Genomic DNA, 15,456 nt, shown 5'->3' on the forward strand with positions numbered 1-15,456 from the left:
ATTAATTTTCATGCAGCCCGCATTCTCGCTTTAAGCCAAAGAAACGGGTCTGTTCTTCGCTCATTCCCGGCTCCCACGGACGGCTGGTATGGGTATCCCCCACTGATAAATACCCTTTTTCCCATAATGGATGGTAGGGTAAATTATGTTTGGTCAGGTACTGATATACATCTTTATTACTCCAATCAATCACCGGCAGAATTTTAAAGATCCCGCGCCCAATACTCAGTACGGGTAACTCAGAACGGCTCGCCGATTGTTCCCGCCTTAATCCTGAAAACCAGCTTTGCGCCTGCAGTTCATGCAGCGCCCGCGTCATAGGCTCCACTTTGTTCAATTGGTTATACCGCTCAATGCCCTCAATCCCTTGAGTCCATAACTGCCCATGAATGGCTTCTTGCCATGCAGGGCTCGTCGCCGCTCGATACACTTTCAAGTTTAAATTCAGGCGTTCCGTAAGCTGCTCAATAAACTGATACGTTTCGGGAAATAGATAACCCGTATCCGTCAGAATCACAGGAATATTTGGCGCCACTTGCGTGACTAAGTGCAGCGCCAAAGCACCTTGGATGCCAAAGCTTGATGACAACACAAATTCAGTCGGAAGATGTTCCACTGCCCACTCAATGCGGGCTAGCGCGGTCATCTCTTCAAGTTGCGTGTTGAATTCCGCTAAATAAGCGACTTGAGCCTGTTTATCTAACGGCTGAACTTGCGCTAATTGAAGTCGGCTCATACCGCCTCCTTAACCTCGTAAAAATCGATAGCTGAGTTGAGTACCGGCTTCACGACGTTAGCGCGGATCAGGTAGTCACCAAAACCTTCATTCTGTTGACGCTCAACGGCCCAGCGACCAATCAGCTCATCCATGATGGCTAAAATTTCTGTGCTGCTGATATTTTCCTTATACATTCGAGGAATACGCGTACCGATGCGGTTTCCACCTAAATGCAAGTTATAACGGTCGAGGGCTTTACCCACCAATCCCACTTCCGCCAGCATCGCGCGACCACAGCCATTTGGGCAGCCCGTAACCCGTAAAACAATATGTTCATCCGCCACGTGATGCGCTGCCATGATGTTTTCAACTTGCGTGACGAACTCCGGCAAAAATCGCTCCGCTTCCGCCATCGCTAACGGGCAGGTTGGGAAAGAGACACACGCCATCGAGTTTTCACGCTGGCGCGTCACTTCACTGCTCATCAATCCGTGCTCAATGGCAATTTTCTCTATTATCGCTTTGTCTTCTTCCGCAATCCCCGCCACAATTAAGTTCTGATTGGCCGTCAGGCGAAAATCCCCTTTATGGATTTTAGCGATTTCGGCGACGCCAGTTTTTAACGGTTTATCCGCTAAGTCGATTAAGCGCCCATTCTCCACAAACAAGGTTAAATGCCAGCAGTTATCAATCCCCTTAAGCCAGCCAATTTGATCGCCACGCTCCGTAAATTGGTAAGGGCGAATCGCCTCAAACTGCACGCCGGCACGTTTTTCCACTTCAGCCTTAAACACCTCAATCCCAACGCGCTCAAGGGTATATTTGGTTTTGGCATTTTTACGATCAGTTCGGTTTCCCCAATCCCGCTGCGTAGTGACAATCGCTTCAGCAATTGCCAAGGTTTTATCTAAGGGAATAAAACCAAATTCACTGGCAAGGCGTGGGAATGTGTTGGTATCTCCGTGGGTCATCGCTAAACCGCCGCCCACCAGCACGTTGAAACCGATCAATTGCCCTTTTTCAGCAATCGCCACAAAGTTCATATCATTGGCATGGAGATCAACATCATTTAGCGGCGGGATCACCACGGTGGTTTTAAATTTCCGAGGAAGATAGGTTTGACCTAAAATCGGCTCTTCATCGGTGGTCACAATCTTTTCTTTATCTAACCAAATCTCAGCATACGCACTAGTGCGAGGTAGCAAATGCTCAGAGATTTTTTTCGCCCATTCATATGCTTGCTGATGCAGTTCAGACTGCACAGGGTTAGACGTACACAGTACGTTACGGTTTACGTCATTGGCGGTAGCTAACGCATCCAGCCCAACATGGCTGAGCATTTGGTGCGCCGGCTTCACATCCCCTTTGAGAATACCGTGAAATTGGAATGTTTGACGGTTGGTAATACGAATGCTGCCGTATAACGTGTGCTCAGAGGCAAATTTATCAATATCGAGCCACTGTTTCGGGGTAATGATGCCCCCCGGTAAACGACAACGCAGCATCATGGCATGACGCGGCTCTAGCTTTTGCTCAGCTCGCTCTGCGCGAATATCTCTGTCATCTTGTTGATACATACCGTGAAAACGGATCAGCAAGAAATTATCTCCGTCAAAACCGCCTGTTAAACCGTTTTTGAGATCGTCTTTGATAGTGCCTCGTAAATAGTTACTTTGCTGCTTCATTCGCTCGCTGTCAGCGAGCTTTCCTTCAACCACTAAGGCCGGCTGAGGTGCAGCTTTTTGATGTTCATTGCTCATTAATAAACGTCCCTCTGATAACGGCGCATCACACGCAGCTCACTTAAAAAGTCATCCGCTTGCTCTTCATCCATGTGCCCGTGCTCGCTGATGACATCCAATAATGCTTGTTCCACATCTTTCGCCATGCGATTTGCATCCCCACACACATAAATATGTGCGCCTTGTTGGATCCAGTCCCACACTTCGCTACCTTGTTCGCGCAATTTGTCTTGCACATACACTTTTTCAGCCTGATCCCGCGACCACGCTAATGAAATATGGGTCAGCAAACCGTTTTTGACATAACGCTGCCATTCGACTTGATATAAGAAATCGTCAACAAAGTGCGGATTGCCGAAAAACAGCCAGTTTTTACCTTGGCTACCGTCGTTATCACGTTGCTGTAAGAAAGCGCGGAATGGGGCAATACCTGTTCCCGGACCAATCATAATCACGGGCGTATTTGAGTCTGCGGGTAGACGGAAATTATCATTATGTTCAATAAATACCCGCAGTTCGTCGCCTTCATTGAGACGATCCGCTAAGAAGCCAGAAGCACCGCCTGTTCTTGGACGTCCATCAATCTCATAGCGTACAACACCAACGGTGGCATGGACTTCATCAGTAGCTTCTGCCTGTGAAGAAGAAATGGAATACAAGCGCGGCGTTAATGGGCGCAGTAAATCCACAAACTCTTGGGCACTTGGTTGAGCCGCCGCTTGGCGTACCATATCGACGATAGGCGTGGTTTGTGCGTACTGCATAATGGTAGACTTATCGCTGATCAAGCCTAATAAGCTATCGTCTTTGGATAACTGAGCGTATTTCTCGACGATCAAATGGGTATTTTGGGTCAGCTCTAGTTGGTAAGTTAACGCATCACGCAGCGAATGGCGCTGTTGACCAATAAATACGTCCTCATCTCCCTGTAGCCATAGCAGGCTAATCAGCTCATCCACTAACGCGGGGTCATTATCAAACCACACACCAAGAGCATCACCCGGCTGATAGCGTAAGCCGGAATTCCCCAAGTCAATTTCAATATGACGCACATCTTTGTCCGATCCGCGCCCCGTGATTTTTTGGTTACTCAACAGCGAGGCGGTTAATGGCGCCGTTTTGGTGTATGGGGAAGAATCGAGCTGATTCACACTACCAGATTGAGTATTGATGAGCTGGCTATCTGACTGAGCAGGTACTCGCGCTTTTAAAATCTGCGTCAAAGAGCTTACCCACTCGTCTGCCAATGTTTGATATTCAACATCCGCATCGACCCGAGGAAGCAACGCACTCGCCCCGAGTTTCGTAAACTGGCTATCGAAATCTTTTCCTGCTTGGCAAAAATGCTCATAAGAAGAATCGCCAAGTGCAAAAACCGCATAATGGGTGGTTGAAAGATCGGGAGCTTTCTTCGAGTTCAAATATTTATGTAATGCAACTGCCTCTTCGGCTGGCTCCCCTTCACCTTGGGTGGATGCCACGACGATCACCACTTTCTCTTGGTTGATCTGCTTAAACTTGTAATCGCCAGCATTGACTAAATTGGCACTGATTTTCTCACTCAGTAGCTTTTCTCGAAGCTGCTCCGCTAAACGACGCGCATTACCCGTTTGGGAGGCTGAAATAATGGTCACGGTTTCTTGAGGCGTATAGCTTGCAGGAACAGATTCACTTTGCGCACTGTTTTGATTCACCATTCCCCACAAATAGCCAGATAACCAAGCCAGTTGATGGGATGAATAATCCCCCACTGCGGTTTGTAAGCGCCCTAATTGCTCCGTCGAAATCGGTAATGCTGATAATGGAGGTTGCTTGTTTTGCATTATTTTGTCACTCCAACGTGATCCATCATTGAATAGTCAATAAAACGTTATATATGCCATTCTCTATCCCAAATGAAGATAAAGGTTATAACAGCCATAACTAGGAAGATAAGAAACTATAGCCATAACTAATAGCTAAAAATCCTAAAGAAAATATTCGATGATGAATATCGAATAAAAAGATTAGCCAGAAATCGATAAATAACGACATTTTGAGTAAAAATAACAGTAGAATACGCTACTAAACATTAGTAAGGAGAAATTTATGAGCACAACCATCTACAAAGATTTTCACTTTGAAGCAGCCCACCGCCTTCCTCATGTACCCGAGGGGCATAAATGTGGTCGCCTGCATGGGCACTCTTTCATGGTGCGCTTAGAAATCACGGGTGAAATTGATGCGCATACGGGATGGATCATGGATTTTGCTGATGTGAAAAGCGCCTTTAAACCTATCTATGAGCGTCTAGACCATCACTATTTAAATGAGATTGAAGGGTTAGAAAACCCAACCAGTGAAGTGCTTGCTCGCTGGATTTGGCAACAAACCAAGCCACTGTTACCACTATTAAGCGCCATTACGGTTAAAGAAACCTGCAATGCAGGCTGTGTGTATCGCGGAGAAGCCTAAGTCAAATAGGTGCTGAGCTGTAAGTTATCACCTACAGCTCAAAGACATAATGTTTACTGAATATTTAGATATTTATGGGTTTGAATGGATAGCCGCCAGTTGCGTTGGATACAGGTATCAATACATAGCTTCGTCGCTGATACTTTTTGACTAATAGGCTGAAGCGCCACAATCGGTGGCTCCCCCTGAGTTCGCAAAGATAATAGCTGGTCAAGGGCTTCAATATCCTTTTCACGCGCCACAGGATGTTTGATTTCATTGGCACGATTAATCGCCTGTTCGAGTACTTGCAATCCACCTTTCATCCCCACTTTCGGTGAGACAGTGACCCAGGTATTTTCAGTGCAGATGATTGGGTAAGTGCCGCTGGTTTCAATCTGGCATTGAAACCCATTCACTTCAAGGGATTGCGTTAAGTTTGTTAAATCATAAATACACGGCTCTCCACCCGTTATCACAATGTGTTTTGCGGTATAGCCGTTTTGTTGCATTAGTTTGATTAAGCTTTCGGCATCGGACATTGCCCATAAATCACTGTCTTGTGTTTTTAATGCAATATCACCCAATGTGGATTCCTTCGCGAGCTCTTTGTCCCAGGTCTGTTTGGTATCGCACCAACTACAACCAACTGGACAGCCTTGCAAACGAATAAAAACAGCAGGGACGCCAGTAAAAACACCTTCCCCCTGTAAAGTTTGGAAGATTTCATTAATTGGGTATTTCATATTGCTCCTAGAAGATTCCATTTGGCGCATATTATATTGCAGATATCTATCTCGCGGGCAATGCACTTTGTGATAATGTAGTCACCCTGCGTTTAGGAAAGTACGTCAACTCAAACAACGAAACTGAAACAATATTCGGTACAATATTTCGAAATAAAGTCAATGACAGGAAAAGACATGCAAAGTAGTGAACAAAATCAACTCAGAAAGGGGCTGAGTGTCCGGCACATTCGCTTTATGGCCTTAGGGTCAGCGATTGGTACTGGGCTATTCTACGGTTCTGCGTCTGCGATTCAGGCAGCTGGTCCCGCGGTGTTATTAGCCTATATGTTAGGTGGTGCCGCCGTATTTATGGTGATGCGCGCCCTCGGCGAAATGGCAGTTCATCATCCAGTCCCAGGTTCATTCTCTCACTACGCAAGCCATTATATGGGGCCTCTAGCGGGCTTTTTAACAGGCTGGAACTACGTATTTGAAATGCTGGTGGTCTGTTTAGCCGATATTACAGCCTTCGGGATGTACATGGGGTTCTGGTTCCCGCATGTCGACCAATGGGTATGGGTATTGAGTATCGTGCTATTTATTAGCGCCCTCAATCTTTGCCACGTTAAGATTTTCGGTGAGATGGAATTCTGGCTATCGATTATTAAAGTTAGCGCCATTATTGCCATGATTGTCGGTGGTGCCTTCTTGATGATCTACGGTTTTGGTCAAGAAACTAGCCATGAAGTCGGCATCCAAAACTTGTGGGATCATGGCGGCTTTATGCCAAATGGCATTGAAGGGGTGATTGCCTCTCTCGCAATCGTTATGTTTGCTTTTGGTGGTATTGAGGTGATTGGTATCACGGCAAGTGAAGCGCAAAATCCTGAAAAAACCATTCCGAAAGCTATCAATGCGGTACCTATCCGTATTCTATTATTCTATGGATTAACGCTGTTTATCCTGATGTGTATCTATCCATGGAACCAAATCGGTCAAAACGGTAGCCCGTTTGTCCAAATCTTCGATAGTTTAGGTATTCAATCTGCAGCAAATATCCTGAATATTGTAGTGATCACCGCAGCAATTTCCGCTATCAACAGTGATATTTTTGGCGCTGGTCGCATGATGTATGGTATGGCTCAAGATGGGCAAGCACCGAAAGTCTTTACTAAACTGACCAAAAGCGGTGTGCCATGGGTGACAGTGCTGGTGATGTCCGTTGTGATGTTATTAGGGGTTTACCTGAACTACCTGTTACCAGAAAAAATCTTTGTGATCATCGCGTCAATTGCGACCTTCGCAACGGTGTGGGTCTGGTTAATGATTTTACTGTCACAAGTGGCAATGCGCCGCAAGATGAGCCAAGAAGAAATCAAAAAACTGAAATTCCCAGTGCCGTTCTGGCCTGTAGGCCCAGCAATCACCATCGCATTTATGGTGTTTGTTATCGCTTTATTAGGCTTCTTTAAAGATACGCAAGTGGCGTTGATTGTGGGCTTTGTGTGGGTGGCTTTACTCAGTATCACCTTCTTTGCGATGCGTTATTACCAAAAACGCTGATCCTTTTTCATTAAGAAATCAATAAAACAGCCCTACATCGAACAGATCTAGGGCTGTTTTTTTAATGATTTTTGATTTTATGGAGCCGTTAGTTCTACTACATCACACTGACGCAAGCGCCTGTTCAATATCTGCAATTAACTCATCGACATTTTCTAAGCCAATAGATAGTCGAATCAGCCCATCACTAATCCCGTATTGCAGCCTTTCTTCCGGTGTATAGGTCGAATGAGTCATACTGGCAGGATGCTGCGCCAATGACTCGCAATCTCCCAAACTCACCGCCCTAGAGAACAGCGTTAAATAGTTTAAGAACCGCTTGCCTGCTTCCAGCCCCCCTTTTAGCTCAAATGCAATCATGCCTCCGGCTAATTTCATCTGCTTTTGGGCTAATTGATACTGCTCAAAACTCGGTAACCCCGGGTACATAATGGTAGCGACTTTTGGGTTCACTTCTAAATATTCCGCAATTTTCTGTGTGCTCTGGACTATCCTATCCATACGAACAGACAAAGTTTTCATTCCCCGAATAATTAGGTTAGCATCATGAGGAGATAAACATGCCCCCGTCATATCTTTCAAACCAACTAATCGAATTAGTTTTGCGCACTCTGCCGTTGTGGCTACCGCTCCCCCCATAGCATCCCCATGACCATTCATGTACTTGGTCAATGAGTGAAGTACAATATCCGCCCCCAATGTCAGTGGTGTTTGAATATACGGCGTGCAATAGGTGTTATCGACTACCACTAAGATATTATGTCGATGAGCAATCTCACTCACCGCAGCAATATCCACCAAACGCATGTTCGGGTTAGCGGGTGACTCAAAGAATATCATGCGCGTTTTTTCCGTAATGGCTTGAGCGACACTCTCTGGATCACTCATATCAATGTGCTTAATTTTCACACCAAATCGAGCCAACCCATGATGAAAAAAGGCATAAGTACAGCCATAAACTGTTAAGTCCACTAACAGTTCATCACCCGGATTTAATAATGTCCAAAATGTGGCAGTGATTGCGCCCATTCCTGACGAGAACACAATTGCCGCCTCTCCTTCTTCAAGAGAGGCAATTCTATTTTCCAATAGATTTAATGTTGGGTTATTAATTCGGGTATAAATATAGCCATCTTTTTCACCACTAAAACAGGCAGCGCCCTCTTCGACACTTTTAAATACATAAGTCGATGTTTGATAAATTGGCGATGCCAATGAACCTAAATGATCTTGTGCATTATAGTGACTATGAATTGCCCGTGTTTCGAAAGAACGTTTTATATCTAAACTCATACCACCTCCGAAAAATTACCCTCCTTGGGATTGAGATAATCGAGAACCGACAATTTGCATTGTTCGCAAAAGCGTCGTAATTCCACGTAATGTATTTGGATCTTTTAACAATCCATACACTGAGCGAAAGTTAGGATTTTTACTATCATGTATTCCTTCCATTTTTGCCATATTGTAGGCAGTACCTAATTCCCATACAGGCACTAAAGTATCTTCAAAAGAATTTGATAATCGTTCTACTGTACTGTTATCTAATATATCGACAAGGTCAGATACTAGTGAAAGCAGATCCACAATATTGTCTAAGCGATTTAAGTGTAATAACGGTGCTAATTTTTCAGCAAGATGATTACCAGATTCGGAACTTAATAGTTCAACCAGTTTACTTTGACTTTCATTATTCGACATTTTTAATTCCTTATTAAACTAAGCCACGGATTGCTGCCCAATAAATACCTCTATTGAAGCCATTTCTTAGTAATCCACCGAGCTTTGTTGGCGGAGTCGGAATAACATCGTGCTTGTAATCATATTGCAAAGGCATACCCGCCGTTAATCCCATTTGAGCAACAGCTTGTACTCGACCATCATAAATAGCCGCTGGGTAGCCATAAATTAACTCGCCACAAATATTATCGGCAATAATTGCAGCTTGGTTATGGCAGCTACCGCCGGCTTTACTAATTGGTAAATCAACCGTGTCACCAATAACATAAACACCTTCAACACCATAGACTTGCATGGTTTCATGATCAGTCGGTAACCAACCTTCACCATTATTGTGTTCACTTAATCCTGTATTCACGACCGCCTCTACCGCAGTAATTGGTGGCGTGCTAATTAATAAATCGAAAGGTTGTTCATCCCCTTCTTTGGAATAAGCTAGTTTCTTATCTGGGTCGACTTTACTTAAAGTGAATCCTCGCTGAGCTTTAATATCTCTAGTAACAAATACTTCTGGAATAACTTCACAAACTGGCTGTTGCATGAATAAACAGTTACGCAGTAATTGTGCAACCGTTGGATAGGTATAAACAATTTCAATATTATCTCTAACCCGACGTTTACGTAAAAACTCATCAATCATGAGTGTTGTTTCCATCGGTGCTATTCCACACTGATGGGGAACATTTGGTGTTTCAGGAAATGAAACGGTAATAAAAATACGACCTTTTTCAATCTTAGATAATTGATCGGCTAATTTACGCGAGGCATCATAGACATAAAAATGGTTACCCATTTCCTTTAATCCTTCAATGCGTTCAGGTCTTGGAATACATCCAGTTGCAACAACTAAATAGTCATAGTGATATTTTTTATTATTTCTTGAGTGTAATTCTTTATTTTTAAAATCAAAAGAATCAACTTTATCAATGACTAATTCAATTTCTGGTCTTAATAATTCACGCTCAGGTCGGCTTAACTCTTCTTTAAAGAACATATTAAAAGCCACATACATAAATGCAGGTTTATAATAATGTATCGGATTATCTGTTATTAATGTTATTTTTATTTTTTGAGAAAAAATGTCTTTATTCAGTTTTCTAGCCAAAATATTAGCTAACATGGTACCGCCAGTACCACCACCCACAATAACTATATTTTTCATGATTTAAAATCCTTAAGAAATAAAACAGCTCGATAAATAAAACCTTCTCATCGCCGTGCTTTACACTTAATAAATATAGTTTAATGCCAATAACAACCAATACAATAAATTGCATATAATTCGAAAATCAACAAAAAAAACTAATCACTTTTAGATATTAAAGTACTTTCTCCGGTAAAAGAAAAGTGACGCACTCATAAAGAATAAAATAAAACTCCATTACAACCTATTGAAATAAAAATATTAATACGAATAATGTCCAACTATCTTCCATTTAAATAAGACGTCCTCGGCGACTTGTCCATATCCAATATTGTGCATCACTAAGTAATATTGACTATTCGATGCTTTGATGGATGTCACAATTCCTATATGTGGCCGACCGTTATCTAAGCGCCATGAAACGATATCGCCGGGTAAATAATCCTCCCCTTTTAACGTAATAGGTTTAACGGTACCTTTTCTAGCAAAAAAGGTTTCCAAGTTTGGTACTCGCCGATGATCAATATTGGTATCAGGCTTACGAAGCCCCCACATTTTTTGGCTTGGATACTGGCTAAAATTTTTCTTTATATCTTCATGAAGCTGTTTTTGAAGATCAATACCCAGCTTACGATAACTGCGGATCACAACATCAGAACAGACACCATAATGGCTGGGAACATCCCCATTGGGGTAATCTATCTGGCGATAGGATGAATCATAAACAACAAGGCGAGGTAACTGTTCAGCCTGTTTCGCCAATTCAAGATTATTTTTTCCTAATGCATAGGACATGCAAAATAGTAAAGCGATAGGTAATAATCGTTTCAAGGTACGGTCCCCGCAAAATAGAGAATAAAATCTACAATAATTACAGGGATAAATAAGGTGGGATAATCTTAAAAAGGCATTACTTAGTTAATTTAAATTGGGTAATAATAGGGTTATGATCTGACGCATCCGTCTGTAATACTTGGCTTTCTTTCAGTTTTAAGCCGCGGTAAAACATAAAGTCTAATGGACGACCAAACGCTTTTGTCCGTAAATCTGAATCGTAGAGAACTTCCTTCAAGCCAACGGAACGAATAAAGCGTTTTAATGCATTTACTCGCTGACGGCTCCATGCATTAAAGTCCCCAGCGAGAATAACGGGACCAACATGTTTGCTAATGTGAGAACCTAATTTACTCAATTGCTTCGTATATACATCAACCCCAAAACTAAAGTTGATTGCATGTACGTTCGCAACCATTAAATGCTTGCCATTAGGTAATGGATAAACCGTGATCAACGCCGATTTAGCTAAACGTAATAGCGGTTCTTTTTCTCGTAATGGGCAACAATAAATAGGGTGAGCGGTCGCAAGTGTCATTACCCCTGATGGATGAGGAGAAAAAGGTAAGGCAGGGACTTGGTCTGCTATCAACTGATGTGAAGCAGCAAAAGAAACCAATTCTGGTGACATTTGTGCTTCTTGGAGCAATAACAGTTTTTTCTCTTTAACGAGCTCTGCTAACGTAGATTTCCAATTTGGCCGCTGCTGCTTATAAATATTCCACGTAACAACATCCAACGTTTCACCCGCAGGAAACAGAGGAAGACCAATAGGAAGAGAATCTCCCAGCATATGGATTGGCATAGGCTGAATACGTTTTGCAGGCTCGCCCGCAATGTACCGAACAGAATAGGTTCTTTTAGCCACGTACCAGGTTCCCTACAAAATTGATAACCACAAGAGTTGATGCATTTAGCATTGCTTTGTTGAACTCACATTCAGTATATCAAATATCTTACAGGTAATCTTAAGGAACTTATTATTCCTTTTTGTGACTTTTCCAGGTTAGCCCGACTATCTTCGTCAAATTACCTGTCATCCGCCATGATAAACTTGCAAGATAATGGCTTAACAAAGCAAAAATATACACGTAATAGAGGCATTCTTTACTACTTGATTAGGATATAAGACGAGTAAGGTTAATATGGCGGTCGGTTTTCAACTCAATATGCAGGGCAATTTTATTGCTGATAGTAAAAACACCGTTTATGGGTTGGGAAGCAAAGCGATATTAGGCGCTTTTAGGCAGTTAGTGGGTGGAGGCTCACCGACTATGCTAATGGTAAAACAGTGAGTGGTATACCTTTCGGTGATTTCAAGTACCCCAAACGCAAAAAAGCCACCCAATGGGTGGCTTCTCGGCTAATTTAATGTCTGGCAGTTCCCTACTCTCACATGGGGAGACCCCACACTACCATCGGCGCTACGGCGTTTCACTACTGAGTTCGGCATGGGGTCAGGTGGGACCACCGCGCTATTGCCGCCAGACAAATTCTGTTTATTCCCGTTTAGCCTTTCATTCACTAAACCAGAATATCAATCCTGAACAAGCTGTTGTGTCCGCCTCTCGGCGTCTCACACTTTATTGAATCAACGTCATCTCTCATCTCGAAAACACCTTCGGTGTTGTCAGGTTAAGCCTCACGGTTCATTAGTATTGGTTAGCTCAACGTATCGCTACGCTTACACACCCAACCTATCAACGTCTTAGTCTTAAACGTTCCTTTAGGACCCTTAAAGAGTCAGGGAAGACTCATCTCAAGGCAAGTTTCCCGCTTAGATGCTTTCAGCGGTTATCTCTTCCGCACTTAGCTACCGGGCAATGCCATTGGCATGACAACCCGAACACCAGTGGTGCGTCCACTCCGGTCCTCTCGTACTAGGAGCAGCCCCTTTCAATCTTCCAACGCCCACGGCAGATAGGGACCGAACTGTCTCACGACGTTCTAAACCCAGCTCGCGTACCACTTTAAACGGCGAACAGCCGTACCCTTGGGACCTACTTCAGCCCCAGGATGTGATGAGCCGACATCGAGGTGCCAAACACCGCCGTCGATATGAACTCTTGGGCGGTATCAGCCTGTTATCCCCGGAGTACCTTTTATCCGTTGAGCGATGGCCCTTCCATACAGAACCACCGGATCACTAAGACCTACTTTCGTACCTGCTCGAGCCGTCACTCTCGCAGTCAAGCTGGCTTATGCCTTTGCACTAACCGCATGATGTCCGACCATGCTTAGCCAACCTTCGTGCTCCTCCGTTACTCTTTGGGAGGAGACCGCCCCAGTCAAACTACCCACCAGACACTGTCCGCACCCCGGATAACGGGGCTACGTTAGAACATCAAACATTAAAGGGTGGTATTTCAAGGTTGGCTCCACGCAGACTGGCGTCCACGCTTCAAAGCCTCCCACCTATCCTACACATCAAGGCTCAATGTTCAGTGTCAAGCTATAGTAAAGGTTCACGGGGTCTTTCCGTCTTGCCGCGGGTACACTGCATCTTCACAGCGAGTTCAATTTCACTGAGTCTCGGGTGGAGACAGCCTGGCCATCATTACGCCATTCGTGCAGGTCGGAACTTACCCGACAAGGAATTTCGCTACCTTAGGACCGTTATAGTTACGGCCGCCGTTTACTGGGGCTTCGATCAAGAGCTTCTCCTTACGGATAACCCCATCAATTAACCTTCCAGCACCGGGCAGGCGTCACACCGTATACGTCCACTTTCGTGTTTGCACAGTGCTGTGTTTTTAATAAACAGTTGCAGCCAGCTGGTATCTGCGACTGGCTTCAGCTCCATGGGTAAACCACTTCACCTAATGCCAGCGTGCCTTCTCCCGAAGTTACGGCACCATTTTGCCTAGTTCCTTCACCCGAGTTCTCTCAAGCGCCTGAGTATTCTCTACCTGACCACCTGTGTCGGTTTGGGGTACGATTAATGATAATCTAGAGCTTAGAGGCTTTTCCTGGAAGCGGGGTATCAGCTACTTCGCCACCGTAGTGACTCGTCATCAGACCTCAGCATATAGTGAACCGGATTTGCCTAATTCACCTGCCTACATCCTTAAACCGGGACAACCGTCGCCCGGCCAGCCTAACCTTCTCCGTCCCCCCATCGCAATTATCACCAGTACGGGAATATTAACCCGTTTCCCATCGACTACGCATTTCTGCCTCGCCTTAGGGGTCGACTCACCCTGCCCCGATTAACGTTGGACAGGAACCCTTGGTCTTCCGGCGTGCGGGTTTTTCACCCGCATTATCGTTACTTATGTCAGCATTCGCACTTCTGATACCTCCAGCATGCCTCACAGCACACCTTCACAGGCTTACAGAACGCTCCCCTACCCAACAATATTTACATATCGCTGCCGCAGCTTCGGTGCATAGTTTAGCCCCGTTACATCTTCCGCGCAGGCCGACTCGACCAGTGAGCTATTACGCTTTCTTTAAATGATGGCTGCTTCTAAGCCAACATCCTGGCTGTCTGAGCCTTCCCACTTCGTTTCCCACTTAACTATGACTTTGGGACCTTAGCTGGCGGTCTGGGTTGTTTCCCTCTTCACGACGAACGTTAGCACCCGCCGTGTGTCTCCCGTGATAACATTCTTCGGTATTCGTAGTTTGCATCGAGTTGGTAAGTCGGGATGACCCCCTAGTCGAAACAGTGCTCTACCCCCGAAGATGAGTTCACGAGGCGCTACCTAAATAGCTTTCGGGGAGAACCAGCTATCTCCCGGTTTGATTGGCCTTTCACCCCCAGCCACAAGTCATCCGCTAATTTTTCAACATTAGTCGGTTCGGTCCTCCAGTTAGTGTTACCCAACCTTCAACCTGCCCATGGCTAGATCACCGGGTTTCGGGTCTATACCCTGCAACTCATTCGCCCAGTTAAGACTCGGTTTCCCTACGGCTCCCCTATACGGTTAACCTTGCTACAGAATATAAGTCGCTGACCCATTATACAAAAGGTACGCAGTCACACCACAAGGGTGCTCCCACTGCTTGTACGTACACGGTTTCAGGTTCTATTTCACTCCCCTCGCCGGGGTTCTTTTCGCCTTTCCCTCACGGTACTGGTTCACTATCGGTCAATCAGGAGTATTTAGCCTTGGAGGATGGTCCCCCCATATTCAGACAGGATAACACGTGTCCCGCCCTACTCGTCGAGTTCACAACACTAACACCTTCGGATACGGGGCTATCACCCTTTACTGCCGGCCTTTCCAGACCGTTCTCCTGATGCTAATGCTGATTAAGACTCTGGGCTGCTCCCCGTTCGCTCGCCGCTACTAGGGGAATCTCGGTTGATTTCTTTTCCTCGAGGTACTGAGATGTTTCAGTTCCCTCGGTTCGCTTCGTTTGACTATGTATTCATCAAACGATAGTGCAACGAATTGCACTGGGTTTCCCCATTCGGAAATCGTCGGTTATAACGGTTCATATCACCTTACCGACGCTTATCGCAGATTAGCACGTCCTTCATCGCCTCTGATTGCCTAGGCATCCACCGTGTACGCTTAGTCGCTTAACCTCACAACCCGAAGGTGT

Annotated in this window: 12 protein-coding genes and 2 rRNA genes; 3 read left to right on the forward strand and 11 right to left on the reverse strand. The window is 44.8% G+C overall.

Going from position 1 to position 15,456, the window contains the following annotated elements:
- Position 1: 1 nt before the first annotated feature.
- Genes GKR48_RS07450 through cysJ form a run of 3 tightly spaced genes read right to left on the reverse strand, consistent with a single transcriptional unit; the run spans position 2 to position 4,283 of the window.
- A complete protein-coding gene (locus tag GKR48_RS07450) occupies positions 2-736 on the reverse strand; it encodes a phosphoadenylyl-sulfate reductase (protein WP_154627619.1) in 735 nt (244 codons plus the stop codon).
- Entirely contained in the window at positions 733-2,478 is a 1,746-nt protein-coding gene (gene cysI / locus GKR48_RS07455; protein ID WP_154627620.1) for an assimilatory sulfite reductase (NADPH) hemoprotein subunit, read from the reverse strand. Before cysI ends, GKR48_RS07450 begins: the two co-directional genes overlap by 4 nt.
- A complete protein-coding gene (cysJ, locus tag GKR48_RS07460; protein WP_154627621.1) occupies positions 2,478-4,283 on the reverse strand; it encodes an NADPH-dependent assimilatory sulfite reductase flavoprotein subunit in 1,806 nt (601 codons plus the stop codon). The genes cysI and cysJ overlap by 1 nt, the downstream gene beginning before the upstream one ends.
- Before the next feature lie 265 nt (positions 4,284-4,548).
- Here cysJ and queD point away from each other — a divergent pair, with 265 nt between their 5' ends.
- Positions 4,549-4,914 (forward strand): 6-carboxytetrahydropterin synthase QueD, encoded by a 366-nt coding sequence (gene queD / locus GKR48_RS07465; protein WP_036955790.1) that lies wholly within the window; start codon positions 4,549-4,551, stop codon positions 4,912-4,914.
- Between the two features lie 53 nt (positions 4,915-4,967).
- Here the strand turns inward: queD and queE are convergent, their stop codons facing one another.
- Positions 4,968-5,639: a 7-carboxy-7-deazaguanine synthase QueE gene (gene queE / locus GKR48_RS07470; RefSeq protein ID WP_154627622.1), complete on the reverse strand. Its 672-nt coding sequence runs from the start codon at positions 5,637-5,639 to the stop codon at positions 4,968-4,970.
- 177 nt (positions 5,640-5,816) lie between these two features.
- Between queE and GKR48_RS07475 the strand changes: the two genes are divergently transcribed.
- Positions 5,817-7,184, forward strand: a complete 1,368-nt coding sequence (locus GKR48_RS07475) for an amino acid permease (protein ID WP_154627623.1) — start codon at positions 5,817-5,819, stop codon at positions 7,182-7,184.
- A 102-nt stretch (positions 7,185-7,286) separates the two neighbouring features.
- Here the strand turns inward: GKR48_RS07475 and GKR48_RS07480 are convergent, their stop codons facing one another.
- The 5 genes from GKR48_RS07480 to GKR48_RS07500 form a co-directional block, all read right to left on the reverse strand.
- Entirely contained in the window at positions 7,287-8,477 is a 1,191-nt protein-coding gene (locus tag GKR48_RS07480) for a methionine gamma-lyase (RefSeq protein WP_154627624.1), read from the reverse strand.
- A 15-nt stretch (positions 8,478-8,492) separates the two neighbouring features.
- On the reverse strand, positions 8,493-8,885 hold the full coding sequence (locus GKR48_RS07485; RefSeq protein ID WP_154627625.1) for a hypothetical protein: 393 nt from the start codon (positions 8,883-8,885) through the stop codon (positions 8,493-8,495).
- 13 nt (positions 8,886-8,898) lie between these two features.
- A complete protein-coding gene (locus tag GKR48_RS07490; RefSeq protein ID WP_154627626.1) occupies positions 8,899-10,086 on the reverse strand; it encodes an NAD(P)/FAD-dependent oxidoreductase in 1,188 nt (395 codons plus the stop codon).
- A 243-nt stretch (positions 10,087-10,329) separates the two neighbouring features.
- The gene (locus tag GKR48_RS07495) at positions 10,330-10,863 is read right to left on the reverse strand and encodes a DUF1287 domain-containing protein (RefSeq protein ID WP_230088625.1); all 534 of its coding nucleotides are present in this window, start codon (positions 10,861-10,863) and stop codon (positions 10,330-10,332) included.
- Between the two features lie 115 nt (positions 10,864-10,978).
- Positions 10,979-11,770: an endonuclease/exonuclease/phosphatase family protein gene (locus tag GKR48_RS07500; RefSeq protein ID WP_272521352.1), complete on the reverse strand. Its 792-nt coding sequence runs from the start codon at positions 11,768-11,770 to the stop codon at positions 10,979-10,981.
- 277 nt (positions 11,771-12,047) lie between these two features.
- Between GKR48_RS07500 and GKR48_RS07505 the strand changes: the two genes are divergently transcribed.
- Positions 12,048-12,197, forward strand: coding sequence for a hypothetical protein (locus tag GKR48_RS07505; RefSeq protein WP_154627628.1), 150 nt, complete (start codon positions 12,048-12,050; stop codon positions 12,195-12,197).
- Positions 12,198-12,275: 78 nt separating this feature from the next.
- Here GKR48_RS07505 and rrf read toward each other — a convergent pair.
- Positions 12,276-12,391, reverse strand: a 5S ribosomal RNA gene (gene rrf, locus GKR48_RS07510).
- 142 nt (positions 12,392-12,533) lie between these two features.
- A 23S ribosomal RNA gene (locus tag GKR48_RS07515) occupies positions 12,534-15,439 on the reverse strand.
- Between the last annotated feature and the right edge of the window lie 17 nt (positions 15,440-15,456).

The sequence above is a fragment of the Providencia sp. wls1943 genome (assembly GCF_009706275.1).
Classification (GTDB): domain Bacteria; phylum Pseudomonadota; class Gammaproteobacteria; order Enterobacterales; family Enterobacteriaceae; genus Providencia; species Providencia zhijiangensis.

Excerpts from the sequence above, each read along its gene's own strand:
- queE (WP_154627622.1), bottom strand. The coding sequence starts at position 5,639 with ATGAAATACCCAATTAATGAAATCTTCCAAACTTTACAGGGGGAAGGT.
- GKR48_RS07480 (WP_154627624.1), bottom strand. The coding sequence starts at position 8,477 with ATGAGTTTAGATATAAAACGTTCTTTCGAAACACGGGCAATTCATAGT.
- cysI (WP_154627620.1), bottom strand. The coding sequence starts at position 2,478 with ATGAGCAATGAACATCAAAAAGCTGCACCTCAGCCGGCCTTAGTGGTT.
- GKR48_RS07490 (WP_154627626.1), bottom strand. The coding sequence starts at position 10,086 with ATGAAAAATATAGTTATTGTGGGTGGTGGTACTGGCGGTACCATGTTA.
- GKR48_RS07475 (WP_154627623.1), top strand. The coding sequence starts at position 5,817 with ATGCAAAGTAGTGAACAAAATCAACTCAGAAAGGGGCTGAGTGTCCGG.
- GKR48_RS07450 (WP_154627619.1), bottom strand. The coding sequence starts at position 736 with ATGAGCCGACTTCAATTAGCGCAAGTTCAGCCGTTAGATAAACAGGCT.
- queD (WP_036955790.1), top strand. The coding sequence starts at position 4,549 with ATGAGCACAACCATCTACAAAGATTTTCACTTTGAAGCAGCCCACCGC.
- cysJ (WP_154627621.1), bottom strand. The coding sequence starts at position 4,283 with ATGCAAAACAAGCAACCTCCATTATCAGCATTACCGATTTCGACGGAG.
- GKR48_RS07505 (WP_154627628.1), top strand. The coding sequence starts at position 12,048 with ATGGCGGTCGGTTTTCAACTCAATATGCAGGGCAATTTTATTGCTGAT.
- GKR48_RS07485 (WP_154627625.1), bottom strand. The coding sequence starts at position 8,885 with ATGTCGAATAATGAAAGTCAAAGTAAACTGGTTGAACTATTAAGTTCC.
- GKR48_RS07495 (WP_230088625.1), bottom strand. The coding sequence starts at position 10,863 with ATGTCCTATGCATTAGGAAAAAATAATCTTGAATTGGCGAAACAGGCT.